This window comes from Cuspidothrix issatschenkoi CHARLIE-1 (genome assembly GCF_002934005.1).
Classification (GTDB): Bacteria; Cyanobacteriota; Cyanobacteriia; order Cyanobacteriales; family Nostocaceae; genus Cuspidothrix; species Cuspidothrix issatschenkoi.
On record NZ_PGEM01000131.1, the window covers coordinates 21,087 to 44,569 of the forward strand.

Annotated in this window: 24 protein-coding genes; 17 read left to right on the forward strand and 7 right to left on the reverse strand. The window is 36.9% G+C overall.

Translation table 11 applies throughout. The features are described from left to right. Positions 1-332: 332 nt before the first annotated feature. Positions 333-614 carry an Npun_R1517 family heterocyst differentiation transcriptional regulator gene (locus CUN59_RS16425; RefSeq protein ID WP_104388849.1) on the forward strand — a complete coding sequence of 94 codons (282 nt, stop codon included), beginning with the start codon at positions 333-335 and terminating at the stop codon, positions 612-614. A gap of 198 nt (positions 615-812) precedes the next feature. Here CUN59_RS16425 and CUN59_RS16430 read toward each other — a convergent pair whose 3' ends face one another. Further along, entirely contained in the window at positions 813-1,508 is a 696-nt protein-coding gene (locus tag CUN59_RS16430; protein ID WP_104388850.1) for a response regulator transcription factor, read from the reverse strand. A gap of 374 nt (positions 1,509-1,882) precedes the next feature. Beyond that, positions 1,883-2,956 (reverse strand): glycosyltransferase family 4 protein, encoded by a 1,074-nt coding sequence (locus CUN59_RS16435; RefSeq protein WP_104388851.1) that lies wholly within the window; start codon positions 2,954-2,956, stop codon positions 1,883-1,885. Between the two features lie 352 nt (positions 2,957-3,308). Between CUN59_RS16435 and CUN59_RS16440 the strand changes: the two genes are divergently transcribed. Then, positions 3,309-4,055: an ABC transporter permease gene (locus CUN59_RS16440; protein ID WP_306460521.1), complete on the forward strand. Its 747-nt coding sequence runs from the start codon at positions 3,309-3,311 to the stop codon at positions 4,053-4,055. Between the two features lie 185 nt (positions 4,056-4,240). Here CUN59_RS16440 and CUN59_RS16445 read toward each other — a convergent pair whose 3' ends face one another. Further along, positions 4,241-5,476 carry an LL-diaminopimelate aminotransferase gene (locus CUN59_RS16445; protein ID WP_104388853.1) on the reverse strand — a complete coding sequence of 412 codons (1,236 nt, stop codon included), beginning with the start codon at positions 5,474-5,476 and terminating at the stop codon, positions 4,241-4,243. Between the two features lie 583 nt (positions 5,477-6,059). On the opposite strand from CUN59_RS16445, the gene leuS reads away from it, so the two are divergent. The 9 genes from leuS to CUN59_RS16490 all read left to right on the forward strand — a co-directional run bounded on the left by leuS (position 6,060) and on the right by CUN59_RS16490 (position 13,763). After that, on the forward strand, positions 6,060-8,639 hold the full coding sequence (leuS, locus tag CUN59_RS16450) for a leucine--tRNA ligase (RefSeq protein ID WP_104388854.1): 2,580 nt from the start codon (positions 6,060-6,062) through the stop codon (positions 8,637-8,639). A gap of 166 nt (positions 8,640-8,805) precedes the next feature. Next, positions 8,806-9,330: a hypothetical protein gene (locus CUN59_RS16455; protein WP_104388855.1), complete on the forward strand. Its 525-nt coding sequence runs from the start codon at positions 8,806-8,808 to the stop codon at positions 9,328-9,330. A 21-nt stretch (positions 9,331-9,351) separates the two neighbouring features. Continuing rightward, the gene (locus CUN59_RS16460) at positions 9,352-10,149 is read left to right on the forward strand and encodes a hypothetical protein (protein ID WP_104388856.1); all 798 of its coding nucleotides are present in this window, start codon (positions 9,352-9,354) and stop codon (positions 10,147-10,149) included. A 136-nt stretch (positions 10,150-10,285) separates the two neighbouring features. Then, complete coding sequence (locus CUN59_RS16465) at positions 10,286-11,365, forward strand: GmrSD restriction endonuclease domain-containing protein (RefSeq protein WP_104388857.1); 1,080 nt, start codon at positions 10,286-10,288, stop codon at positions 11,363-11,365. Further along, positions 11,365-12,033, forward strand: a complete 669-nt coding sequence (locus CUN59_RS16470) for an MAE_28990/MAE_18760 family HEPN-like nuclease (RefSeq protein WP_104388858.1) — start codon at positions 11,365-11,367, stop codon at positions 12,031-12,033. Before CUN59_RS16465 ends, CUN59_RS16470 begins: the two co-directional genes overlap by 1 nt. 21 nt (positions 12,034-12,054) lie before the next feature. After that, positions 12,055-12,309, forward strand: coding sequence for an excisionase family DNA-binding protein (locus CUN59_RS16475; protein ID WP_104388859.1), 255 nt, complete (start codon positions 12,055-12,057; stop codon positions 12,307-12,309). Then, positions 12,310-12,879, forward strand: a complete 570-nt coding sequence (locus CUN59_RS16480; RefSeq protein WP_104388860.1) for a PIN domain-containing protein — start codon at positions 12,310-12,312, stop codon at positions 12,877-12,879. It begins immediately after the preceding gene. A 123-nt stretch (positions 12,880-13,002) separates the two neighbouring features. Beyond that, positions 13,003-13,365 (forward strand): hypothetical protein, encoded by a 363-nt coding sequence (locus CUN59_RS16485; RefSeq protein ID WP_104388861.1) that lies wholly within the window; start codon positions 13,003-13,005, stop codon positions 13,363-13,365. After that, positions 13,362-13,763: an HNH endonuclease gene (locus CUN59_RS16490; RefSeq protein WP_104388862.1), complete on the forward strand. Its 402-nt coding sequence runs from the start codon at positions 13,362-13,364 to the stop codon at positions 13,761-13,763. The genes CUN59_RS16485 and CUN59_RS16490 overlap by 4 nt, the downstream gene beginning before the upstream one ends. Positions 13,764-14,507: 744 nt before the next feature. Here CUN59_RS16490 and CUN59_RS16495 read toward each other — a convergent pair. Continuing rightward, positions 14,508-15,008, reverse strand: a complete 501-nt coding sequence (locus tag CUN59_RS16495) for an acyl-CoA thioesterase (protein WP_104388863.1) — start codon at positions 15,006-15,008, stop codon at positions 14,508-14,510. A gap of 176 nt (positions 15,009-15,184) precedes the next feature. Here CUN59_RS16495 and CUN59_RS16500 point away from each other — a divergent pair, with 176 nt between their 5' ends. From CUN59_RS16500 to CUN59_RS16510, 3 genes are all read left to right on the forward strand, one after another. Beyond that, positions 15,185-16,657 (forward strand): leucyl aminopeptidase, encoded by a 1,473-nt coding sequence (locus CUN59_RS16500; protein ID WP_104388864.1) that lies wholly within the window; start codon positions 15,185-15,187, stop codon positions 16,655-16,657. A 163-nt stretch (positions 16,658-16,820) separates the two neighbouring features. Continuing rightward, entirely contained in the window at positions 16,821-17,147 is a 327-nt protein-coding gene (locus CUN59_RS16505; RefSeq protein ID WP_104388865.1) for a DUF433 domain-containing protein, read from the forward strand. After that, positions 17,131-17,466 carry a DUF5615 family PIN-like protein gene (locus CUN59_RS16510; RefSeq protein ID WP_104388866.1) on the forward strand — a complete coding sequence of 112 codons (336 nt, stop codon included), beginning with the start codon at positions 17,131-17,133 and terminating at the stop codon, positions 17,464-17,466. Before CUN59_RS16505 ends, CUN59_RS16510 begins: the two co-directional genes overlap by 17 nt. Positions 17,467-17,529: 63 nt before the next feature. On the opposite strand, the gene CUN59_RS16515 is transcribed toward CUN59_RS16510, so the two are convergent. Then, positions 17,530-17,760 carry a hypothetical protein gene (locus CUN59_RS16515; protein WP_104388867.1) on the reverse strand — a complete coding sequence of 77 codons (231 nt, stop codon included), beginning with the start codon at positions 17,758-17,760 and terminating at the stop codon, positions 17,530-17,532. An 80-nt stretch (positions 17,761-17,840) separates the two neighbouring features. Here CUN59_RS16515 and CUN59_RS16520 point away from each other — a divergent pair, with 80 nt between their 5' ends. Next, a complete protein-coding gene (locus tag CUN59_RS16520; RefSeq protein WP_104388868.1) occupies positions 17,841-18,275 on the forward strand; it encodes a hypothetical protein in 435 nt (144 codons plus the stop codon). A gap of 208 nt (positions 18,276-18,483) precedes the next feature. On the opposite strand, the gene CUN59_RS16525 is transcribed toward CUN59_RS16520, so the two are convergent. Together CUN59_RS16525 and larC are read right to left on the reverse strand one after the other, a co-directional pair. Further along, positions 18,484-19,392 (reverse strand): lysylphosphatidylglycerol synthase domain-containing protein, encoded by a 909-nt coding sequence (locus CUN59_RS16525; RefSeq protein WP_104388869.1) that lies wholly within the window; start codon positions 19,390-19,392, stop codon positions 18,484-18,486. A gap of 56 nt (positions 19,393-19,448) precedes the next feature. Beyond that, entirely contained in the window at positions 19,449-20,729 is a 1,281-nt protein-coding gene (gene larC, locus CUN59_RS16530) for a nickel pincer cofactor biosynthesis protein LarC (RefSeq protein WP_104388870.1), read from the reverse strand. 65 nt (positions 20,730-20,794) lie between these two features. Between larC and CUN59_RS16535 the strand changes: the two genes are divergently transcribed. After that, positions 20,795-21,454, forward strand: coding sequence for an L-threonylcarbamoyladenylate synthase (locus tag CUN59_RS16535; protein WP_104388871.1), 660 nt, complete (start codon positions 20,795-20,797; stop codon positions 21,452-21,454). 383 nt (positions 21,455-21,837) lie between these two features. Continuing rightward, the gene (locus CUN59_RS16540) at positions 21,838-23,058 is read left to right on the forward strand and encodes a HetZ-related protein (protein ID WP_104388874.1); all 1,221 of its coding nucleotides are present in this window, start codon (positions 21,838-21,840) and stop codon (positions 23,056-23,058) included. The last annotated feature ends 425 nt before the right edge of the window (positions 23,059-23,483 follow it).

A 23,483-nucleotide genomic window follows, 5' to 3' on the forward strand; every position in this document is an offset into this window, starting at 1 on the left:
TATTTCTTGACGTTTGGAACAAGTTGATGTAAAAAGCTTTAAAAAGGTCTAATCAATTTTTTACAAAAACTTCATGGTATAACATCTCAAAAACTGAATAATAGTTTATGGCTTGCATAAGACATAGTTGGTAAAGAAACATCAAAAAAGAGTAAAATCTGACTAAAAAAATCCAGGGGGAGTAAAATAAAATGCCAGTTTTATGGATGGGGAAAAATTCTTATCTCGAAAAACTTTGGATTTACAAAAGAATAAGGAAGGTATAAGCAATTTTTGACAGAGATTCAGGTCTCTCACCCGTATGACCACTAATTAAAGGAATCCTCAAAACTATGAACTCCAAAGCATTACCGCGTCAAATAAATAATCCTGAAGTCGGTGTTTATGAATGCGAAATTCACCTCAAATTCCGGTTGATTGAGGAAAAAAGTCTGTTAGGTGATCGTGATCAACTGTTACAAGTTTTACTAGAGGCTTTAACTGAAGGATCGGATGACTTTTTAGAAACTTTACAGGCTTCTGTTAAAGCTCAAGAGATTTCTGAGTTTAAAGCCTCTCCCCAGATGCGCCGTCAACTCATGCGCTTACGCAATTTTGCGGATACTATTCAGTAGTTATTCTGTGTCATTGCCTCCGTTGGGAAATCCCATTTACCATTGAGAAGATTAAGTTTTTAAGTTCTGCTTCTACCTGTTCTATCTCAATCACTAATTTGTTTGTAAACGTGCAATTACGTCTACGATATTTTTGTCCTCATCCAGGTGCATTTTACCATTTTTATACCACATATCCTAATTACCGATAGGGGTAGTTTACTTGGCTAGACCATGTTCTAACGCAAAACGAACTAACTCTGTGCGGCTATTAGTACCAGTTTTACTAAATAAACGACTGACATATTTTTCTACATTGCGGACGCTTGTTTCTAAACGACGGGCAATTTCCTTGTTCATTAATCCTTCTGCAACTAGGTTTAAAACACTTTGCTCCCTAGGAGTCAAATCTATTTTAAAGGGGGCTGGGGATGGGGATATGGAATTTCTATGAGTTAATAGTATTCTAATTTGAGCGATTTGATTCGCCAAATCGGCAAGATTTGGGGTTTGGCTATCTTCACCACTAGGGGAGGTTTGGGCGGTGCGACGTGCTAGTAAGTTTTCAATTATGGCTACTAATTCATCGGGGTCAAATGGTTTGGGTAGATAAGAGTCCACTCCGGCATGATAGCCTTGAATGCGATCGCCTGTCATGCCTTTAGCTGTTAAAAATACCACTGGTAAAGCTTGAAAGCGGGGGTCATCTCGCAGTTGTTTGAGGAACTGATAGCCATCCACCTGGGGCATCATAATATCAGAAATGACTAAATCGGGGGTGTTCTGTTGCATCCAGTCCCAACCTTCACGGGCATTACTGGCAGTTTGAACCCTAAAACCGCTTTCTTGTAAGTATTCTTTCACAGCTTCCCGTAATCCCGGTTCATCATCTACCAGTAACAGTTGTGCTGACATTGAAAATTCCTATTAGGTGTACATTTTTCTAATGTAGCGAAATTTGGTTAGTCTTGGCTACTGGGGAAGGGGAGATTGGACAAATTGTCAGAATTCAGGAGTCAGCAGGGGCGAACGGCCATTCGCCCGTACAGAAGTGAGAATATTTGTTTTTAGAAGGAATCATCTATCAGCAAGTTTTTTCATCAATGTTTTCCAATTAAAATGCTCATAAATTCCAGCTTTTGCTGATTACTGATTGCTTACGAGAATATCTTAAATGTTTTATAGGAATACAATAGAAAATCAGCACGCTTATTAACAATAATATCCCCAACTTATTTAATAAGTCGGGGAACTAAATTTTGCAATTTTCGCCTGTTCCCCTACCACTATTAAGTAACTAAAGCATTGTATAAATAACCATTTTGTTGTTCTAATTTTTCTGCAATTATCCGTTGATAAACTGCTTCATAACCATCAGTCATTTGTTGAATACTAAAATTGTTTTCCACATATTGACGACAAGCATCACGATTTAATTGTTCTATTTTGCCAAGAGAATTAATACATTCTTCTACATTACGACAAAGAAAACCAGTTTCTCCATCTACAATTATTTCCTCTGTTGAACCCATTCGCATTCCAATTACAGGTGTACCTGATGCCATGGATTCTATCATAACTAAACCAAAAGGTTCTCGCCAAGTAATGGGGAATAAAGTTGCATAAGCACCTCCCATAAGTGCATTTTTTTGGAGATGATTGGCTTCACCTAAATATTCAATTTGCTTACCATCAATATATGGTTTAATCCTGGCTTCAAAATAGTCTAAATCTACTAAATCTACCTTACCTGCCATTTTTAATTTCCACCCTGTTTTTTTAGCAATTTCAATGGCTAAATGTGGTCCTTTTTCCGGTGACATTCTGCCTAAAAAAGCTAAATAAGGTGGTTCTTGTGGTTGAGGATAAAATTCATAACTGCTGACATCTATCCCATTATAAACAGTTTTTACATAGTTTAATCCTAACCGGTTTTCTCGTTGAGAATTAGAAATAGTAATATAAGGCTGTTGTCGGCAATGTTTAAAGATTTTTTCATTATCTGGTGTAAAAATGCCATGTAAAGTATGTACTGTAGGAGTTTTTACTAAGTTGGCAGATGTCAATGTTGCAACTCCCATGTGGGAATGAATAATATCAAAATCTGCGGCTTTTTCATAGACTGATGCTAATTGCAGCAATTCGTAAATACTCGCATCTCTGATGCTAGAATCTAGCCTTAAAGCGCGGGGATGAACGGAGATTAACTTAGCTAAAGTTAAAGAATCTCCTGATGCAAATAATGTCACTTCGTGTCCCCGACGAACTAGTTCATCAGTTAATAACCCCACTACCAATTCTATGCCACCATAAGCTGGTGGTGGAACTCTCTCCCATAGTGGAGCAATTTGAGCAATTTTCATCATCAATCTCCTAAAATATCAAATTTCTATTTCTAGTTAGGGAAAAATAAATGTAGTAACTAACACAGAAATAGCTAAAAATTTCTAAGTTATCCTGCTCTATGATTGATTACCACCAAATCTTATGTTTTATATTTGATATTTTTTGTCTATCTTAGGTAATGTAAATATCTGATACTTCAGAAATAAATTAGATATAATATCTTAGTTATATTGAGAATTTTTAACTTGACTGCAAATACAACAGCAAGTATCGTATAATACTAATTGTCAATCCTTGCATATATTAAAAAGTATGAATATATACAAACAGATTAACAAATCCCGTGTTTCATGGCAGGGAGTTTTTGCCATGGTCATATTTGTGTTTATGTACCTGCCTATTTTGGTACTGGCTTTTTATAGCTTTAATCAGTCACCTTACAGCGCTAAATGGCAGGGATTTACTTTAGAATGGTATGGAAAATTATTTACTGATGAGCGGATTTTATCAGGCTTATATAATAGTTTGTTGGTAGCTTTTTCTGCCGTAACTGTGGCCGCAGTGTTGGGAACATTAATGGCTGTGGGGTTGGCACGCTATGATTTTCCTGGTAAAAAATTATATCAGGGAATTGCTTATTTACCTTTATTAATTCCTGACATTGCGATCGCTGTTTCCACTCTAGTATGTTTAGCAGCTTTTGCCATTCCCTTGAGTATCTGGACTATTATTGCTGCCCATATTGTTTTTTGTCTATCCTATATTGGTTTGGTAGTTTCTTCACGAATGAATAATATCAACCCCCATTTAGAGGAAGCAGCTTTAGATTTAGGTGCGACACCAGTACAAGCTTTTATTTTGGTTTTATTACCTCAATTAATGCCAGCAATTATTTCTGGTTGTTTATTGGCTTTTGTGTTGAGTTTAGATGATTTTTTAATTGCTAGTTTCACTGCTGGAAGTGGCACTAATACCTTACCCATAGAAATTTTTAGCCGCATTAGAACCGGAGTCAAACCGGATATTAATGCTTTAAGTGTAATGTTAATTTCTATGACTGCTATTGTGGGTTTGATCGGGGAATTGATGAGAAATGCGGGGGAAAAGAGAGAATAACAGGTGATTGATACCAGGGAGAGAAAAGTTCAAAAATCGCAGACTTACAAAGAAATAGTATAACAAGTTTTATTTAGGAAAAATCCCCATTTGTGTAATTAAATTTCCGAGATAAAGATGACTTGGGAAGTTTCATTTTACAAAAGTAGGGTGGGCATTACCCACCACGAATAATTAAACTTGAATTACACCTTAAACTTAGCTGTGATCCGTTTCATGGCTTCTTCCACATTTTCCCGACTATTAAACGCAGAAATACGGAAATAACCTTCACCAGCAGCACCAAAACCAGAACCAGGAGTACCCACAACATTCACAGTTTCTAATAACTTATCGAAAAATTCCCAACTAGATAAACCATGAGGAGTTTTTACCCATACATAGGGTGCATTTACGCCACCATAAACACTTAAACCTGCGTTTGTGAGTTCTTGGCGGATAATTTTGGCGTTGTCTAAATAGAAATTGATCAAAGCTTTAATTTGTGATTGTCCTGCTTCTGAATAAACTGCTTCTGCACCTCTTTGAATAATGTAAGAAACACCATTAAATTTGGTAGACTGACGACGATTCCAGAGTTTCCACAGTTCAACATTAGAACCATCAGCAGCTTTAGCTGTGAGGTTTTTGGGAACAACAGTTAAAGCGCAACGAGTTCCCGTAAAACCGGCATTTTTAGAGAAAGAACGGAATTCAATGGCACAATCTCTTGCACCTTCGATTTCAAAAATAGAATGGGGTAAGGTAGGATCAGTAATAAATGCTTCGTAAGCAGCATCAAAGAAGATAATTGAACCGTTAGCTTTAGCATAATTTACCCATGCTTGCAAATGTTCTTTAGTTGCAGTTGCACCGGTGGGATTATTAGGAAAGCAAAGATAAATTAAATCAACTTTTTGGCTGGGAATTTCGGCTGTAAAGTTGTTTTCGGCGGTGACAGGTAAATAAACTAAACCACCATATTCGCCTTTTTCATTCGCATCTCCTGTATTACCCGCCATGACGTTGGTATCTACGTAAACGGGGTATACGGGGTCAGTAACGGCGATGATATTATTTTTGCCAAAAATATCTAAAATGTTGCCTGTATCGCATTTAGAACCGTCGGAAATAAAGATTTCATCGGCTTCTATGGCTGCGCCCCTGGCTTGAAAGTCATGGGTGGCAATTTTCTCCCTTAACCAAGCATAACCTTGTTCTGGTCCATATCCTTTAAAAGATGAGCGATCGCCCATATCTTCCACAGCTTTAATCATCGCTGTCCGACAAGCTTCTGGTAAAGGTTCGGTGACATCACCAATACCCAAGCGAATGATTTTAGCATCGGGGTTAGCTTGGGCGAAAGCATTTACCCGTCGTGCAATTTCAGGAAACAGATAACCAGCTTTCAGTTTCAGGTAGTTGTCGTTAATCGTAGCCATGGTAAATTTTGAGAAAAAAGACAATGATACACCATCTTACTTTGAGGATGATCATAAAAAGAGTCAGAATTCAAGATCCAGGAATCACTAAAGATTTTACAAAAAGCAAATATTCAGTTGAGAGGATAAGATCCCCCCTTTTTATGAATTGATTTACAGTATTTGTAAGAGATACCTTGAATCAGTTCAGATATTGTTGAGATATTGAAACTTTTTCAGTGTCTAAAACTAATACTTTAGACATAATATTTTGCTCCGAAGAGCCTCCCATTTTGGAGTAATGTTAGCTTTGACAATGTTAGAGGTCGGTAACTATCTTAAAAGCACTGGTTTAACCCTTAAGCCTGTTTAACTTTTAAGTTCTAGAACAGGGAACTAGCTACGCATTCTCTGGTAGGTCTTTGACTCTTACCTCTAAGCTAGTTCGGTTAAGAACTAAGTCCAACTAGGCTTTTACAAGCCCTCACTTACCCGAAGGGTAAGTGATGGGTGGTTGACTTTCCCTAGAGGTCTAATAGATGTAGATATAGTCTAGATTATGCCACAATAGCGAAATTAGGTAAAAGCATTAGGAGTTTTAGTTGTGGAGTCCCCCGAAAAAACGTCATACCAACCGGCTACAATTGAGGAAAAATGGCAACAAACATGGTTAGAACTTGGCTTAGATAAAACGCCTCAAGACCAAAACAAGCCCAAATTCTACGCGCTTTCCATGTTTCCCTACCCGTCCGGTAGCTTGCACATGGGTCACGTCCGTAACTATACAATTACAGATGTGATCGCCCGCCTCAAACGGATGCAAGGGTATCGGGTATTACATCCAATGGGTTGGGATGCTTTCGGACTACCCGCAGAAAACGCCGCCATTGATCGAGGTGTACCCCCTGCTAAATGGACATATCAAAATATTGCCCAAATGCGGCAACAATTACAACGTCTGGGTTTATCCTTAGATTGGGAAACTGAACTTGCTACCTGTTCCCCCGATTATTACAAATGGACGCAATGGATATTTCTACAATTTTTACAAGCAGGTTTAGCATATCAAAGAGAAGCTGCAGTTAATTGGGATCCTATTGACCAAACTGTATTAGCAAACGAACAAGTTGATAATGAAGGACGTTCTTGGCGCAGTGGTGCAATAGTAGAACGTAAATTACTGCGTCAATGGTTTTTCAAAATTACTGACTACGCCGAAGAATTATTAAATGACTTAGATAAACTCGCAGGTTGGCCAGAACGAGTTAAGTTAATGCAAGCCAACTGGATCGGAAAATCCACAGGTGCATATTTAGAATTTCCTATTGTTGGTGCAGAGGAAAAAATTGGCGTTTATACCACCCGTCCAGACACCGTTTATGGTGTAAGTTACGTCGTTTTAGCCCCAGAACACCCCTTAACTCAAGTTGTCACCACTTCCGAACAAAAAGCAGCCGTAGAAGCCTTTATTAAAGAAGTTAGCAACCAAAGCGAGTTAGAAAGAACCGCAGAAGACAAACCAAAACGGGGTATTCCTACCGGGGGAAAAGCTATTAACCCCTTCACCGGTGAAGAAGTACCGATTTGGATTGCAGATTATGTACTCTATGAATATGGTACAGGTGCGGTGATGGGTGTACCTGCCCATGATGTGCGAGATTTCAAGTTTGCCAAAGAACAGAATTTAGCAATTAAAGTAGTAATTGTCCCGGAAATTGGTGCAGAAGAAACTTTAAAATCAGCCTATACAGAAGCGGGAATTTTAGTTAATTCTGGTGACTTCAATGGGATGAATTCTGTAGATGGGAAAAAGGCAATTATCGAATTTGCCCAAAAACAAAATTTTGGTAAATTAAGAATACAATATCGCCTCAGAGATTGGTTAATTTCTCGACAACGTTATTGGGGCGCACCTATCCCTGTTATTCATTGTCCTAATTGTGGAATTGTGCCAGTACCAGAAAAAGATTTACCTGTACAATTACCGGAAGATATTGAATTAAGTGGCCGTGGTGGTTCACCTTTAGCACAATTAGAAAGTTGGGTAAATGTGCCTTGTCCAACTTGCGGCACTCCTGCGAAACGGGAAACCGATACAATGGATACATTTATTGATTCTTCTTGGTATTTCTTGCGTTATTCTGATGCCAAAAATGAAGAAAAGATTTTTAATTCTGGTAAAGTAAATGACTGGATGCCTGTAGATCAATATGTAGGAGGAATTGAACACGCAATTTTGCATTTATTGTATTCGCGGTTCTTCACCAAAGTATTAAGAGATAGAGGTTTATTTAACTTCGATGAACCATTTCAAAAGTTATTAACTCAGGGAATGGTACAGGGTTTAACTTACATGAACCCAAAAAAAAGTGGTAAGGATAAATGGATTCCTTCTCATTTAGTTGATGCTAATAATCCTATAGATCCCCAAACTGGAGAACCTTTACAACGTCTCTATGCTACCATGTCTAAATCAAAAGGCAATGGTGTTGCACCGGAAGATGTGATTAATAAATATGGCATTGATACGGCGCGAATGTTCATTTTATTTAAAGCACCTCCAGAAAAAGATTTAGAATGGGATGAGGCAGATGTTGAGGGACAATTCCGCTTTTTAAATCGCGTTTGGCGGTTGGTTACAGATTATGCTGCGGCGGGAGTTTGTAAACAGAAAGCTGAAATTGATAAGTTAAGTAAAGAGGAAAAAGATTTAAGGAGAGCGATTCATTTAGCAATTCAAGCAATTACGGAAGATGTGGAAGATGAATATCAATTCAATACCGCAATTTCGGAATTAATGAAGTTAAGTAATGCCCTGACTGATGCTAAGTGTAATAATTCCCCAATTTATGCGGAAGGGATTCTAACTTTGGTGATTATGTTAGCACCTTTTGCTCCCCATATTGCTGATGAATTATGGCATTTGTTGGGGAATAAGGGGACGGTACATACACAAGTTTGGCCGAGTTTTGATCCTGTGGCTTTGATAGCTGATGAGATTACTTTGGTAATTCAAATTATGGGTAAAACTCGCGGTTCTATTCAAGTTCCTTCCCAGTTAGATAAGGCTGAGTTGGAGAAGTATGCAAGGGAGTCTGAGGTGGCGAAGCGTTATATTGAAGGGAAGGAAATTAAGAAGGCGATTGTTGTTCCTGGTAAGTTGGTGAATTTCGTTTTGGGTTAGGTTTTTTGTAGGTTGGGATGGACTACCACTTTCTCTAATATACAAGGTTGGGTTGCATTTCATTTAACCCAATCTATTTGTTATTATTGTTAATGTTGGGTTTCCTTACGTCAACCCAACCTACGTACAACAAGGTATAAACAATATCATGAAGTAGAGTTTAAAAATGGAAAATATACAAACAATTGGTAATTCGCTTGTTACAGAAATAGAATTTCAGAAATATATTGCGGAATTAGAGGATTACTACGAGAAAAAGTTAACTAACTTTGCTATAAACGTATACCGAGAAAGGATTAGTCAGTGTCAAGAAATGGATGATAAATCTCTGCAAATAGCTGTAACTAAGTGTATAAATAATCATGCCTGTGGTGAAAAATTCTTTCCATCTGCGGAGATGTTAATTCAATATGGACTAGAAAATAATGCTGAAAAAGAAATGAATAAAACTGTAAATTATTTGGAACAGATTGAATTATTAAAGAAGTCTGATGAAATTATAGCGATGTCAGTTTGGACAAAAGACAATATAGCAGAAATGTTAGTTAGTAATGGATATACTGATAGTGATGAAAATATATTGGCTACTATTGATGAAATTATTGGACTACTCGGCAAAAATGACGCTCATCACAAATTTATTCTGGAAATTGCTATTGGCAGAGCTAAGAAGGATGGAGCAATCAAGTAGTTTGTAAATTGTGTTAAATAAATGGATTCACGCGACGATTTTCCTAAAAGAATTAAAGATTTGCTTGCGAAACGTGTTGGTTATCGCTGTTCTAACCCCTCCTGCCGTAAGCTTACCAGTGGTCCTCACAAAGATTCAGAAAAGGCAGTCAATGTTGGAGTTGCTGCACACATCACAGCAGCATCACCTAAAGGTCCCCGTTATGATAAATCATTGTCTTGTGAACAGCGCAAATCAATAAATAATGGAGTTTGGTTATGTGGAACCTGCTCCACACTTGTGGACAATGATCGAGATCGCTACACTATAGAAGAGCTAAATCGCTGGAAGCAAGAAGCTGAAGCTGAAGCAAAACTTGAAATTGAAGGTAAATCTACTAAAGTAGTTGTTTCAGATCATCTATTTGAGAAAAAGATAGAAGCTTATCAGAAGTTATTTTATGCTGTAAAAAAAGCTTCTAGCATCATTATCGATCTTTTTGAGATAGAAGAGTTATCAAATGAAAATAAGGAAGCAATAGCTTTTAAGGTCGGTTTAGAAATTGCTAAATTGGCGGATTCTGAAAGTTTTTTCTTGGATGATGAAGTTATTGTTCATACAGTCGGTGCTTTTGTTGGAGTGGAAGATATCTTTGCTATAACTGACTCTGTTATGCGTCAATATCAAATTAATAAATTTAGAAAAAATATTAGAAATGCTTACAGAATGATTGAATCAATTAGAGATACTCGAAAATTAGATCGATCAATTAAAAGTCCGATTGTTGACTATTTTGAGTCTTTGAAAGAAATCCAAGATAAAGAGGATCAAATTTTTTAGTTTGTAGGTTAAGTTAAATGAAATGCAACCCAACACATTTATAATTATTAGTTGATGTTGGGTTTCGTTCCTCAACCCAACCTACAGATTGATATAATCAAATAATGACAATTACCCATAGTTAACGGTAAATAACATGGATACTGAAAAACTAACAATACAAATCGAAGAACAGAGAAATTTATTACACACCGATAGACTTGATGTATCTTTCGGTGAAATAATGGGTATGTATGAACGCCAGGAAATAGTTATTAAACCTGCATTTCAAAGATATTTTCGTTGGGATATAGAACAGAGAACACGCTTTATTGAATCTATACTTTTAGGTATTCCCATTCCTCCCATATTTGTAGCTGAAGACAGTGAAGGAGTATGGGAATTAGTGGACGGTTTGCAAAGAATTTCTACTGTACTTTCCTTTTTTGGAGTTTTGAAAAGCGAAGATGAAGGTATTAGGAAAAATAACAATTGGATGTTAACAGCAGGTGAAAAAGTTGAATCTTTGGAAGGATTCACTTATGAAAGTATACCAAATAAATTTCGATTAAATTTAAAAAGAGCTAATTGTAGAGTAGAAATTCTCAGAACCAATAGTAATTATGATATGCGTTTTGAACTTTTTAATAGATTGAATACTGGTGGTTCTCCGTTGACTACTCAGGAGATTAGAAATTGTATTTACAGGGATATTTCACCTAAGTTTAATGATTTTCTTAAAGAACTTGCAGCTAATCAAGATTTTCGGACATTAATTGATTTAAGTCATGAGCAATATGAGCAATTATATGATGAAGAATTGGCTTTGAGATTTATTTCTCTTTACAAAAATATCAAAAAAGTCCGCACCAGTATTTCACAACACATGACTAAATTTATGAAAGATGCTTTAGAAAATGAGAATTTTGATTATGAAGGTTACAGAAAGATATTTACTCAAGTATTTGCATTGCTGAAACCGTTAGGAAGAGAAATTTTTCGTCAAAAAGATGGAAATTTTGCCACTGCTCTTTATGATGTGATTACGATTGGTGTAGGTGAAAATTATGATTATTACAAATCTCAAGATTTAGAAATAATACGGAATAAACTTAAAGAAGTTGATAAAGACTCTGTTTTAATCAAGTTTTCCCGAAGAGGAGGAAATAATCAAAAAGACAGAATTATCAATCGTCTGACAGAAGCAAAGAGAATATTTGGAAACATCAATAAATAATGACTAATCAGATCACTCTTTTAGAACAAGAAATAATGTCAGACATTGAGGAAAGAAGAGAGTTAATGTCATGGTTAAAATTGCTGTGCGCTAGATATGGATTTTCAAACACAGATGAGGAATTATTTCTTTATTATTCAATACCCATAGTTTATGCTACTTGGGAAGGTTTTATTCAAACCTCTTTTCAAATATATGTTCGAGAATTAAATAAATTAGAACTTACTATTGATCAAGTGTGTGACTCAATAATAATATATCATATTGAATCTAAATTTCCCCAATTTAAACAATATCCAGATGCAGAGAAATTTAAGAAAAAAGTAAATTTCTTTAATAAGTTGGGGGTGTTTTATAAAACTAATCCACTGGAAATTAATCCAAATATAAATACAGAAAGCAATGTTGGTTTTAAGGTTTTAAATAGAATACTAACTGATTTCAATTTAGATAAAATTCCAGAATATCCAGAACCTAGATATTCATTAGAAGAAGAACTCGATAAATTTCTCCTCAAAATTAGAAATACAGTTGCTCATGGACAACAAAGTTCTATAGTAGTCAAGAGAGAAGATTTAGAAAGAGCAATTAAACTGGTTGATAAACTTATGGATTTAGTGTTTGATAGAATTAAAACTGGGTTTATCAATCGGTCATATCTTAAATAGTTTGTAAGTTGGGTTAATAAAATGCAAACCAGAAAAGTGAATCTTATTACTTCCGATCAATTAACTATACAAGAAGCAGCTAAAATTCTCAATGTTTCCCATGCTTATCTGACCCAATTATTAGAATCTGGTGAAATTCCTGATCATAAAGTAGGAAATACTCGCAGAATATTCTATCAAGATTTAATAGATTATAAAAATATAATTGATGCTAAACGTCAGGAAACTTTAGCAGAATTAGCAAAGCAAGCTCAAGAATTAAATATGGGATATTAAATGCAAGCAATTGGTTTAATCGTTGTTTATGATGCTTGTGTTTTATATCCTGCACCCCTCAGAGATTTTTTGATGTGGTTAGCTTTAACTGATTTATTTCAGGCGAAATGGACTGATAAAATCCATGAGGAATGGATGAATAATGTTTTAAAAAATCGTCCTGATCTGACTTATAAACAGTTAGAAAGAACGAAACAGTTAATGAATCAAAATGTTCGGGATTGTTTAGTAACAGGATATGAACAATTAATTGCTGAATTAGAACTTCCAGATGCAGATGATCGTCATGTTTTAGCAGCAGCTATTAAAAGTGATGCTGAAGTAATTGTTACTTTTAATTTGAAAGATTTTCCATCTGAATATATTGGAAGATATGGTATTAAAGCACAACATCCAGATGATTTTATTTTGAATTTAATTAATCTTAATTCTGAGCTTTTTTGTCAAGCATTTAAAAATCAATTGAATACTTTAAAAAATCCGCCAATGACATCAGATCAATTATTAGATATTTTAATTAAACAACAACTTACTAAATCTATGGCGATTTTGCAAGAATTACTCTTGTAGGTTAGGTTAAATGAAATGCAACCCAACATATTTATTATTTTTGGTTGATGTTGGGTTTCCTTGCGTCAACCCAACCTACTTAATAGTATAATTGATAAATAACAGATATCCTTAATTAGCATTATGACTACAGTTGCTATTGTACCTATATCAAATGCCAATGGAGAAAGGTCTTATCGCGCTATTGCTGGAAATAAACAGTCTGTTGGCAAAACTGCCGGTCAAGCTTTAGATGCTTTGACTATACAGTTAGGTGAAGTTGAATTTCGAGCATTATTAATTATAGATAACTTTCATCCTGATCAATTTTTCACTAATGAGCAAAAACAACGTTTATCCGACTTAATGAGTATGTGGAGAACAGCAAGAGATGAAGGACAAACTCTTCCCCCAGAAATCCAACTTGAATTAGATAATCTTGTTGATGCTGAACTCAATGCTGCTACAGCCAGAACTGCATCTTTAGCACAAAAGTTGAGTCAATGAATCCATTTTATCATCTGGTAGCAGATCGCGCTTTTCATCGTTGTGAATATTGTCATGCACCGGAATTAGTATTTAATTTTCCCTTTGAAGTTGAACATATTATTCCTACTTCTCGTGGAGGTGCTAATGTTGAAAGTAATTTAGCCCTTGCTTGTCGTTCTTGTAATTTGCGTAAAGGTTCTCGTCTTAGTGAAATAGATCCCGAATCTAATACAGAAGTATGTCTTTTTCATCCTAGAGAAGATATATGGGAAGAGCATTTTCAAGTTTATTCTGAAACGGGTTTGATTATAGGTATAACACCTATCGGAAGAGTAACTGTAAACAGTTTAGATTTAAATAGTCAATCACAAGTGATAGCAAGAAAATTATGGATTCGGTTGGGATTATTTCCGTAAACTTGGCAATTATATAAACTCATTTTAAGTTGTAGGTTAGCTTAAATGAAATGCAACTTAACCTAACCTACAAATTTTGTATTCTTATTCACCTATTTTAAGTAGATATATTGAGGTAAAATAAAAAATTTATATTTTAGTATTACATTGAAAGCCGTTGTATATACTTAAACACCAAAAAGTCTGTTATTGAGTTACAAAATTATGTAAATCCTTGCAAAAATCTTGTATTATATCGTATATAGTGTTTCCCAGTCTAATGAAGTACACACCAATTTATTCACTGTTCCCTGATCCTTCTTCCTACAACGAAAAAACTTTGTACCTCACTAGCATGGGAATGGCTATATAATTTCATCTTATCTCTCAGGGAGATTGGCTATTGAGAAAGTTATAATTGGTATTCTTGTTGTTTTCGGTATCATCGGTCTTGCTGGAATTTTTTCAGGAAATCCTGTTGTTATGGTAATTGGGTTAGGAACGCTCTCGTTTGCAATATATGTAGGATCACAGACCTAAGACAAGCATAACCTTTGTTTTAGTTTGTAGGTTAGGTTAAATAAAATGCAACCCAACACATTTATTATTAGTTAATGTTGGGTTTCCTTCCGTCAACCTAACCAGGACTTACGCAAAACACAACGAAAGTAGGGGTAATTCATGAATTACCCCTACGGAAAAATCGGGGTTTCAACCATATCTTGCGTAAGTCCTACTAACCTACAACAGTAAGTCCTGTATTTTTTACCCCATCTTGCGAGAACCGGAAATCTTCGCTAAAGCATCTTGAACCGCAGGTGGTAACTGACGCATAATTTTACCCTTTTCCCGATCTAGCGCCACTAACGTCACCTGAGCAGTTAAATATAAATCCTGAGTATCAGGAGAAATAATTTTATAATCCCAATTCATCCGCACTCCTGTCACCTCAGACATCCGTGTTCTTACTAAGACTGACATTCCTAACTGCACCGACCGATGATAACGGACTGATAACTCCACAACAGGCAAATCACAGCCTAAAGCCACTAAATCAGCAAATTCAATGCCAATAGAACGCAAACATTCTACCCGTGCTTCCTCCATCCAGGTCAGATATGTACCATGCCAAACTATACCCGCATAGTCAGTATGATGAGGTTGGGCTCTGACGGGATATTCAAACCAATTTTCAAAGGCAACATTAGTTACAGCTTCAATGGCGCTGGTGGGTGGTAGTTGGGGTTGATTAATTTCTTTAGGCATAATAATAATTTTTTGGGCAACAGACTAGCAAGAAACTGATAAAACTTTGTAAATTGAACATTTATCAACTATTCTGTGATCTTACCAGATTGTCAAGACGTTGCATAAAAAGCCCATGATTTGTGAAAATTTAAGCAATACTGGTACAAGAAGGACGATAGACATAACTTACAAAAATGACGATTCAACCTACAAATACAGCATTATTAGATTGGACTGGTGACACCTTAGCCGTCGGCGTGTTTGAAGACGCAGTAGAGTTAACGGGTGATCTGGCCACCTTAGATGATAAATGTGCGGGAATTTTCAAAGAAATTATTGCCGAAGAAGAATTTACAGGTAAGGCAAATAGCACCGTCGTCATTCGTGTAGGCGCGACCCATCCAGTACGCAAGGTGATTTTAGTCGGTTTAGGAAAACCGGACGCGCTGAAATTAGAAAGTTTACGCCGTGTTGCGGCCACTGTCGCCCGAACTGCTAAAAAGCAAAAAACTAAAACTCTAGCCATCAGTTTACCACTGTGGGATAATGACCCAGCCGCTACAGCCCAAGCTATTACTGAAGGTGTGAAATTAGCACTTTACCAAGATATTCGCTTTAAATCCGAACCAGAAGATAAAAATCCCCAAATTGAAACTATTGATTTACTCGGTTTAGCAGGACAAGAAACCGCTATTACCCGCGCTAATCAAATTGTTTCCGGTGTGATTTTGGCGAGGGAGTTAGTAGCAGCACCAGCAAATGCGGTTACACCCATCACTATGGCAGAAACCGCCCAAGCGATCGCTCACGAACACGGTTTAGAACTGGAAATTTTAGAACAGGAAGAATGTGAAAAACTAGGCATGGGGGCATTTTTAGGAGTTGCCCAAGCTTCAGAATTACCACCTAAATTCATTCATCTCATCTATAAACCAGCTACCACACCTAGACGGAAACTAGCAATTATTGGTAAAGGTTTAACTTTTGATTCCGGTGGTTTGAATATTAAAGGTGCTGGTAGCGGCATTGAAACCATGAAAATAGATATGGGTGGTGCTGCGGCTACTTTAGGCGCTGCTAAAGCTATCGGCCAATTAAAGCCAGATGTAGAGGTTCACTTTATCTCTGCTGTTACCGAAAACATGATTAGCGGTAAGGCTATGCACCCAGGAGACATCTTAACCGCATCAAATGGCAAAACCATCGAAGTTAATAACACCGATGCTGAAGGGCGTTTAACCTTGGCTGATGCCTTAGTCTATGCTGATAAATTGGGTGTAGATGCGATCGTTGATTTAGCAACTCTTACAGGTGCTTGTGTGGTGGCCTTGGGTGATGATATCGCCGGTTTATTTACACCTGATGATACTGTAGCTTCCCAACTGCAAACAGCCTCAGAAGCCGCAGGTGAGAAAATTTGGCGGATGCCGATGGAAGAGAAGTATTTTGAAGGGATGAAATCAGGTATTGCCGACATGAAAAATACTGGACCCCGTTATGGCGGTTCTATTACTGCGGCTTTATTCCTGAAGCAGTTCGTTAAGGATACCCCTTGGGCGCATTTAGATATTGCCGGACCTGTTTGGGCTGATAAGGAAAGTGGCTATAACAGTGCTGGGGCGACTGGTTATGGTGTGAGAACTTTGGTTAGCTGGGTATTGAGTTAGTTTTTTCGGGTTTATAAATTCTTCAAGGTTCTGCTTTGGGTGATATCCAAGGTAGAACCTTTTTTTAGTTCAGGTAATTTCTGTTGAATAATTGCAGCGAAAATATTAATTTTTATATAATAAAATATGAGATAATTTTACCAACTCATGAAAATCACAGTTTATGACTACTCTATCTGTTAGCAAAGAACACATAGTTATTACTCCGAGAGTATGTGGAGGAAAACCGCGTATTGCTGGACATCGAATTAAGGTTCAAGATATTGTCATTTGGCATGAAAGGATGGGAATGTCACCTGATGAAATTGTTTATCAATATCCTAGTATTTCTCTCGCAGATGTTTATGCAGCTTTGGCTTATTATCATGATCACAGAGAAGAAATTAGACAGCACATTGAAGAGGGAGAAGCTTTTGCTAAACAATTACAAGGTAATAAACCTTCTTTAGTTGAAAAAATATTAAAGGGTGAAAATGTCAAACAAGATTAAGTTTCACCTTGATGAAAATGTTGGTAATGCTATAGCAAACGGTTTAAGAATGAGAGGAGTTGATGTGACAACTTCCCCAGAAGAAGAGTTAATTGGTGAATCTGATGAACAACAATTAGCTTTTGCTGTTTCTCAAAAACGAGTCATTTTTACCTTTGATGATGATTTTCTAAGTTTAACTGCTACAGGAATTGAACATTGTGGTATTATTTATGCTCGCCAAAAACGTCAGTCAATTGGAAAAGTTATTAGTGATTTAGTTTTAATTTGGGAATGTTTAGAACCTGAATATATGTACAATAATATTGAATTTTTGTAAAACCCCTATCAATATTGTCAGAAAATATTTGTTGGGTTTCGTTACCTCAACCCAACCTACTTACTAACAAAAACCTGCAACAACCCAGTTGAAGATAACTTCAATTAACTTGTCAGCAGCAGCTTTTGTTAACATATAGCCAAAACCTTTAGCAGCCGAAACTAATAAATCAGAAATCAGTTTCTTTAGACTTTTTTCCGATTTAGCTTTAATTTTTAGTTCAGCAGCGTCCATAGCTTCTATTTCTGCGATTAGTTTAGCTCTAATTTTAGCTATTTCCTGGGAATCATCCATAATTATCCATCTCCTAATTATATCCTAAATAGATTAGTTAGTTATTTTCTTTTTGTTTTAACCAGGCTAAAAATGCTTCTTTGTTATTTGCAAATTTAGCAAAATCTTCCTCTGACATACATGAGGAAGTTTGGTTAGACCTAATAAACCTATACGAAACACATCCTAGATATTTACAACATATCAGTATTTTAATTAAAGATATATTTCATGGTGAAACTTCTGAATTTATGCAAGAAAATTGTTTGATTTTAACAGAAAATATTAAAAGTCAATTTGATTTAACTTGGAATAAATTAACTGATGTAGAAAAACAAATTTTATTGAAAATAGTTCAAAATCAGCAACCTCTATCAAGAGATGAGATAAAAGAATCTTTATCCCTATCATCAATGGAAATAATTAACGGGTTACAATCATTAACTAGAAGATATTTATTAATCAAATTAGAACATCATCAAAAATCATTTCATCTTTCATCTGTATGGAGAGAATATTTAAAACTTCTTTCTTGAAAATATAGCGTTTCCCAGTCTAATGAACTACAAAATTATCTGCGTTTATCTGCGTCCATCTGCGTTCAATTATTACTACTTGTACCTCACTTGAATAGGAATGACTATAAGGAAAATGGCTACAGCAGCACTGGGATTTTTTTAGAACGTACGCACAAGTTGGGGAATAACGAACTACAGAGGAGTAGGGGCTAACGGCCGTTCGCCCCTACTTTTCTAATAACCAAGCTAAGGCTGCTCCGGCGGTTTCTGCTAAGATACTAATGAGACGATAAAGAGCGATCGCACTAATCACTAAAGCCGCCGGAAAATGATATTGTAAGAGTAAAATGGCTGTGGTTTCAAACACGCCCAAACCACCAGGCGCACCAGGAACAACTAACCCCAATACCCAAGCACAACTAAAAGCCCCCACTAATAAGGGTATTTGCTCCCAATTTAAAGAATTTACAGCCAACATAGTTAAAATAAATCCAGAAGCACGCAACCCTAAAAATACTAATTCTCCTAATAAGGGTTTTACCGGATAGCGTTTAATTATAAAAATATCAGTTAACTGATTTTCTCCATTAGATTTTTTATTTTTCCACCGATCTAAAAGTTGAATTACTGGGTTTAAAAATCGGGGATCAAGCACACCTAAAACAATTATTAAAGCTAAAAATTGCAGAATAATTAAATTAAAATTCAGATTATTAACAATAAGTTGACTACCAAATAAAACAATGATAATTAAAGCTGCTGCTAACATTAATAGCGGTTCTAATAAAACACTTAATGTAGCAACATGAGTGGGAATGTTAGCATTTTTAGCCGCCATAATTCTCCCATAATAATGCCATACATTCCCAGGTAAATATTTAGCAATATTCGTTTTTAAATAAACTTGAATAAACTCAATAGCAGATACAGATTGATTTAACTCCCTGAGTACCCAAGCCCAAATCCAACCCGCCCAAATATGAGCCAATAAAGTTACAATTGTAGCAGTTGCTAATATTAGCCATCCGGTAATATTAATCCGAATAGCACTAACTCCCAACCAATTATCTTTTAATGCCTTCAGCAAAAAAAACAGCGTTCCACCTAAAATCAACCACCGCAAAATTTTCTTCATTTTTGAATATTGTAAATATTCAGATCCCCGACTTCTTTAAGAAGTCGGGGATCTTGTTAACTGTGAAATTGTAAATACCAACTTTCTAAGGCCAATCTGTGAATTTCTCGCCAAGGGATATTATTTTTCCGCGCTAATTCTGCACAATCTTCATATTCAGGTTGAATATTAGTAATTATCTTTTCCGTAGCTGTTCCTGTCCATGCGACCTTTACCGCTACTGTTCCATAAATAGTGTCTACTTTTTGCATTTCCCGTTGTAGAATTGATCGTTGTTGAGTAGTGCGACGAATGCCTAAAGTGCTAGTTTCTCGAAATAACACCCCTTCACAACTAGCCAACTTTTCAGGATGACAAATCACAGTTAATAAAACTCCAGGACGAGACTTTTTCATCCCTATGGGTTGGGTAAACACATCCACCGCACCCGCAGCGAATAACGCCTCAAATACATAACCGAATACTTGGGGATTTAAGTCATCTATTTGAGTTTCTAATACAGTAATGGATTCTAAATTTGGGGAATATGCCCCTAAATTAGAGTTATCAGTCTGTAAAGATTCGCTTTCACCTAGCCATAACCGTAGTATATTAGGAATGGGTAAATCTAGAGAACCCGCTCCTAATCCTACTTGTTTGATAGTCATTGGTGGTGGTGAACCAAAGTCTTGAACTAAGGTAGTAGCGATCGCTGCCCCCGTTGGTGTTACCAATTCTCTGTCAATACCATTACTATAAACTGGACAACCCCGCATTTCCCACAACTTTAACACCGCCGGTACTGGTACTGCCATTCTTCCGTGTGCAGCATGAACAGTACCACCTCCAGTGGGAAATGCAGAACAGTATAGCAAAGGCAACCCTGAGCGATCGCTGTCAATACCCAACCAATCCAAACCTAAACAAGTACCCACAACATCCACAATCGCATCTACAGCCCCCACCTCATGAAAATGAACTTTTTCCGGTGCGATGCCATGAACAGCCCCCTCTGCTACCGCCAACCGTCGGAAAACAGCTAAACTCCAAGCTTCCGCCTGTTTTGGCAAATTCCCCTGAAGAATCATCGCCTCTATTTCTGGCAAATGACGGCCATGGTAGTGATCATGTTCATGGTGATGGTGATGGTGATGTTCAACCAAATCCACATGAACCTTAGTTGCTTGTTGCGTTTGACGATGGACAAACTCTGCCCGCAAGCGGTATTCTTTCTCAATTCCCAAACCATTGAGTTTTTCTGTCAAATATTCCACAGGCACGCCTAGACTAACTAACGCCCCTAGACACATATCACCAGAAATTCCTGTTGGACATTGAAGATAAGCGATTTTATTCATAAATTTATTTGTTAATTGTCGGTTGTCATTACCCAATTACCCATTACCCATTACCAATCATCATTATGGCCAAAATTTTCACTATTCATCCTGATAATCCTCAAAGCCGCCGAATAGAGGAAGTAAAGTCAGCGCTATTAAGTGGCGCTATCATGCTCTACCCTACTGATACAGTGTATGCAATTGGTTGTGACTTAAATGCCAAATCAGCGGTAGAAAGAGTCCGGCAAATCAAGCAGTTAGCAAACGATAAACCTCTGACATTTTTATGTCCCTCACTTTCCAATGTGGCAACTTATGCTTTCGTAAGTGATACAGCCTACCGGATAATGAAGCGGCTAATACCAGGACCCTACACATTTTTGCTTCCTGCGACCAAATTAGTACCGCGACTAGTCCAAAATCCCAAACGTAAAACCACAGGTATTCGAGTCCCCAATCATCACGTTTGCTTGGCATTACTCGAAGCGTTAGGAAACCCAATTATTTCCACTTCCGCTCATGTCAGAGTCAATGACGAAGATGAGGAAATAGTTGAGGACGGACAACAACCAATGTTGTCACAAGTAGATTTATATGACCATTTTGACAAGCTGGTAGATATCATCATTGACACCGATGAAGAACCTACATATCAAGTGTCTACCATTTTAGATCTAACAGATGAAGAACCAGTCATTATACGGAGGGGTTTAGGTTGGGAAGCTCTAACTGCTTGGGTTTAAGAATAAAGCTTTACAAGTGCAACCCTTGATTTTGGACTCGGTTGTACTAATTTTGATTACCCTACGTCAATTTTGAAATTGTCATAGTCACAGGTGTTGTCATCCTCAATCATGAAACTGGCGCAAACGTTGTCATGGTTAGGTTTTGGCATTTTGCCTTGAGAGTAAATATTTATTATGTCATCGTTGATTTAGTTGCTAAAAAAAAAGCGACATAAGTAACAAGCCCTTAACTTTGGAAATTTCCTACAGTGTTTACATATCAGCAGTCAGAATTATGAGTCTTGAGGCATAAATTCCTAAAGATGCTCACTGATATGACAGCTCTTAAATGCTGTATCTGCGTTTGAGTTAAGGTGCAATACCAATTTGATAGAAAAGTCATGAAAGCTAACATCGCCAATCTGCCTAATTCTACATCTGCTTTTAATAGCTATATTTCTCTGGAAGAATTATCTACCGCCAATACCGACACATTGGTGCAACTTTTATCCCATGAGATGCAATCTCAAGTTAAAGCTACATCTGGGGATGTACAAGCTGTAGCCCAGCGCATAGCCAAAGAAGTAGAACGGATATGTGATAAAAGCTCCCGCATCCAAAATTCAGGACAAATTCAGTCTTGGCAAATTACTTTAGGAAGACATCGTTTACAAAAGTGTTTGCGTTACTACCAACTTGGTTCTAAACAAGGTCGGGTGGAGTTACACAGCAGTTTGGGGGCAATTGTTTATCGTCACGTGACAGTTGCCGGCTCAGATTTGGGCTTTGAGGCTCGTTATAATCTGATTGAAGATTTTTTACAGGCTTTTTATATCGAAGCCATTAAAGCTTTCCGTCGAGAAACCGAATTACCAGAAGATTACACTCCCCGGACTCAGTTACAAGTAGCTGAGTATATGGCGTTTACAGAACAATATGCCAAACGCCGGATTAATTTACCTGGTGGTGCTAATCAGCAATTAATCGTTCTCCGCGCTCAAGGTTTTGCCCGTCGTCAACCCCAAGAAACGACTGTAGATATTGAAATGGCGGTAGATTCTGCCAAAACAGAAGAAGCCGAATCCTATCAACGCAATGTGGCAGTGCAGCAAATTCGCTCACAAATGATTGCTAAACCAGGTTTTGACCCCTCGGAGGAATCAGAACGCAATCGTGTGATTACCGAATTGATGAAATATTTAGAGTCCCAAGGACAATCTGATTGCATGGATTACTTGACTCTCAAACTTCAAGACCTTTCTGCCCCAGAAATTGACCAAATTCTCGGTTTAACCAGTCGTCAAAGAGATTATTTACAACAAAGATTTAAATATCACGTTGAGAAATTTGCCAAACAGCATCAATGGCAATTAGTTCATCAATGGTTAGGTGCTGGTTTAGAACATAAGTTAGGTTTATCTTCCCAACAATGGGATATTTTCTGGAATCAACTCACACCACAACAACAGCAAATTTTTGAGTTAAAAACTGCTTGTCAAAGTGATGTACTAATTTCTAAAGCTGTGCAATGTACCCCGAAACAACTACAAAAACGCTGGACACAAATGTTAGAATTAGCCTGGGATATTCGCAACGGTCATGGTGGATCTAAGAACAGTTAGACATAAAATAATACCTAAGAGTTCAGATCAGGTGATAAAATCCCCGACTTCTTTTATTTATTGTGTCCATAAATTATAAATTGATCACCAGAAGTCGGGGATCTAGGTGTTAAAGGTTGCCATAGCTGAAGAGTTACAATAATACCATTTTGTTTCTAGATTGTCAGAAGTTTACCGTTTGTAATTCACAGTTGTTTATCTGTTCCTATCATTGTTGAAAACTTATCTCTTGCCACTGCGTCTAATGGGGAAAATCAAACTCTATTTGGGGTTTGCTGAAAAAGTTGTCTGTGAGGAGAGGGAATAGGGAACAGGGAATAGGGAATAGGGAACAGGGAACAGGGAATAGGGAATAGGGAATAGGGAACACTTCGACAAGCTCAGTGCATCGCAGGGAACAGTTTCAACTATCTGGATATCCTCAA

Excerpts from the sequence above, each read along its gene's own strand:
- CUN59_RS16465 (WP_104388857.1), top strand. The coding sequence starts at position 10,286 with ATGGATACTGAAAAACTAACAATACAAATCGAAGAACAGAGAAATTTA.
- CUN59_RS16495 (WP_104388863.1), bottom strand. The coding sequence starts at position 15,008 with ATGCCTAAAGAAATTAATCAACCCCAACTACCACCCACCAGCGCCATT.
- CUN59_RS16430 (WP_104388850.1), bottom strand. The coding sequence starts at position 1,508 with ATGTCAGCACAACTGTTACTGGTAGATGATGAACCGGGATTACGGGAA.
- larC (WP_104388870.1), bottom strand. The coding sequence starts at position 20,729 with ATGAATAAAATCGCTTATCTTCAATGTCCAACAGGAATTTCTGGTGAT.
- CUN59_RS16535 (WP_104388871.1), top strand. The coding sequence starts at position 20,795 with ATGGCCAAAATTTTCACTATTCATCCTGATAATCCTCAAAGCCGCCGA.
- CUN59_RS16540 (WP_104388874.1), top strand. The coding sequence starts at position 21,838 with ATGAAAGCTAACATCGCCAATCTGCCTAATTCTACATCTGCTTTTAAT.
- CUN59_RS16440 (WP_306460521.1), top strand. The coding sequence starts at position 3,309 with ATGGTCATATTTGTGTTTATGTACCTGCCTATTTTGGTACTGGCTTTT.
- CUN59_RS16490 (WP_104388862.1), top strand. The coding sequence starts at position 13,362 with ATGAATCCATTTTATCATCTGGTAGCAGATCGCGCTTTTCATCGTTGT.
- CUN59_RS16455 (WP_104388855.1), top strand. The coding sequence starts at position 8,806 with ATGGAAAATATACAAACAATTGGTAATTCGCTTGTTACAGAAATAGAA.
- CUN59_RS16480 (WP_104388860.1), top strand. The coding sequence starts at position 12,310 with ATGCAAGCAATTGGTTTAATCGTTGTTTATGATGCTTGTGTTTTATAT.
- CUN59_RS16525 (WP_104388869.1), bottom strand. The coding sequence starts at position 19,392 with ATGAAGAAAATTTTGCGGTGGTTGATTTTAGGTGGAACGCTGTTTTTT.
- CUN59_RS16460 (WP_104388856.1), top strand. The coding sequence starts at position 9,352 with ATGGATTCACGCGACGATTTTCCTAAAAGAATTAAAGATTTGCTTGCG.
- CUN59_RS16470 (WP_104388858.1), top strand. The coding sequence starts at position 11,365 with ATGACTAATCAGATCACTCTTTTAGAACAAGAAATAATGTCAGACATT.
- CUN59_RS16505 (WP_104388865.1), top strand. The coding sequence starts at position 16,821 with ATGACTACTCTATCTGTTAGCAAAGAACACATAGTTATTACTCCGAGA.
- CUN59_RS16485 (WP_104388861.1), top strand. The coding sequence starts at position 13,003 with ATGACTACAGTTGCTATTGTACCTATATCAAATGCCAATGGAGAAAGG.
- CUN59_RS16425 (WP_104388849.1), top strand. The coding sequence starts at position 333 with ATGAACTCCAAAGCATTACCGCGTCAAATAAATAATCCTGAAGTCGGT.
- CUN59_RS16500 (WP_104388864.1), top strand. The coding sequence starts at position 15,185 with ATGACGATTCAACCTACAAATACAGCATTATTAGATTGGACTGGTGAC.
- CUN59_RS16515 (WP_104388867.1), bottom strand. The coding sequence starts at position 17,760 with ATGGATGATTCCCAGGAAATAGCTAAAATTAGAGCTAAACTAATCGCA.
- CUN59_RS16445 (WP_104388853.1), bottom strand. The coding sequence starts at position 5,476 with ATGGCTACGATTAACGACAACTACCTGAAACTGAAAGCTGGTTATCTG.
- CUN59_RS16475 (WP_104388859.1), top strand. The coding sequence starts at position 12,055 with ATGCAAACCAGAAAAGTGAATCTTATTACTTCCGATCAATTAACTATA.
- CUN59_RS16435 (WP_104388851.1), bottom strand. The coding sequence starts at position 2,956 with ATGAAAATTGCTCAAATTGCTCCACTATGGGAGAGAGTTCCACCACCA.
- CUN59_RS16510 (WP_104388866.1), top strand. The coding sequence starts at position 17,131 with ATGTCAAACAAGATTAAGTTTCACCTTGATGAAAATGTTGGTAATGCT.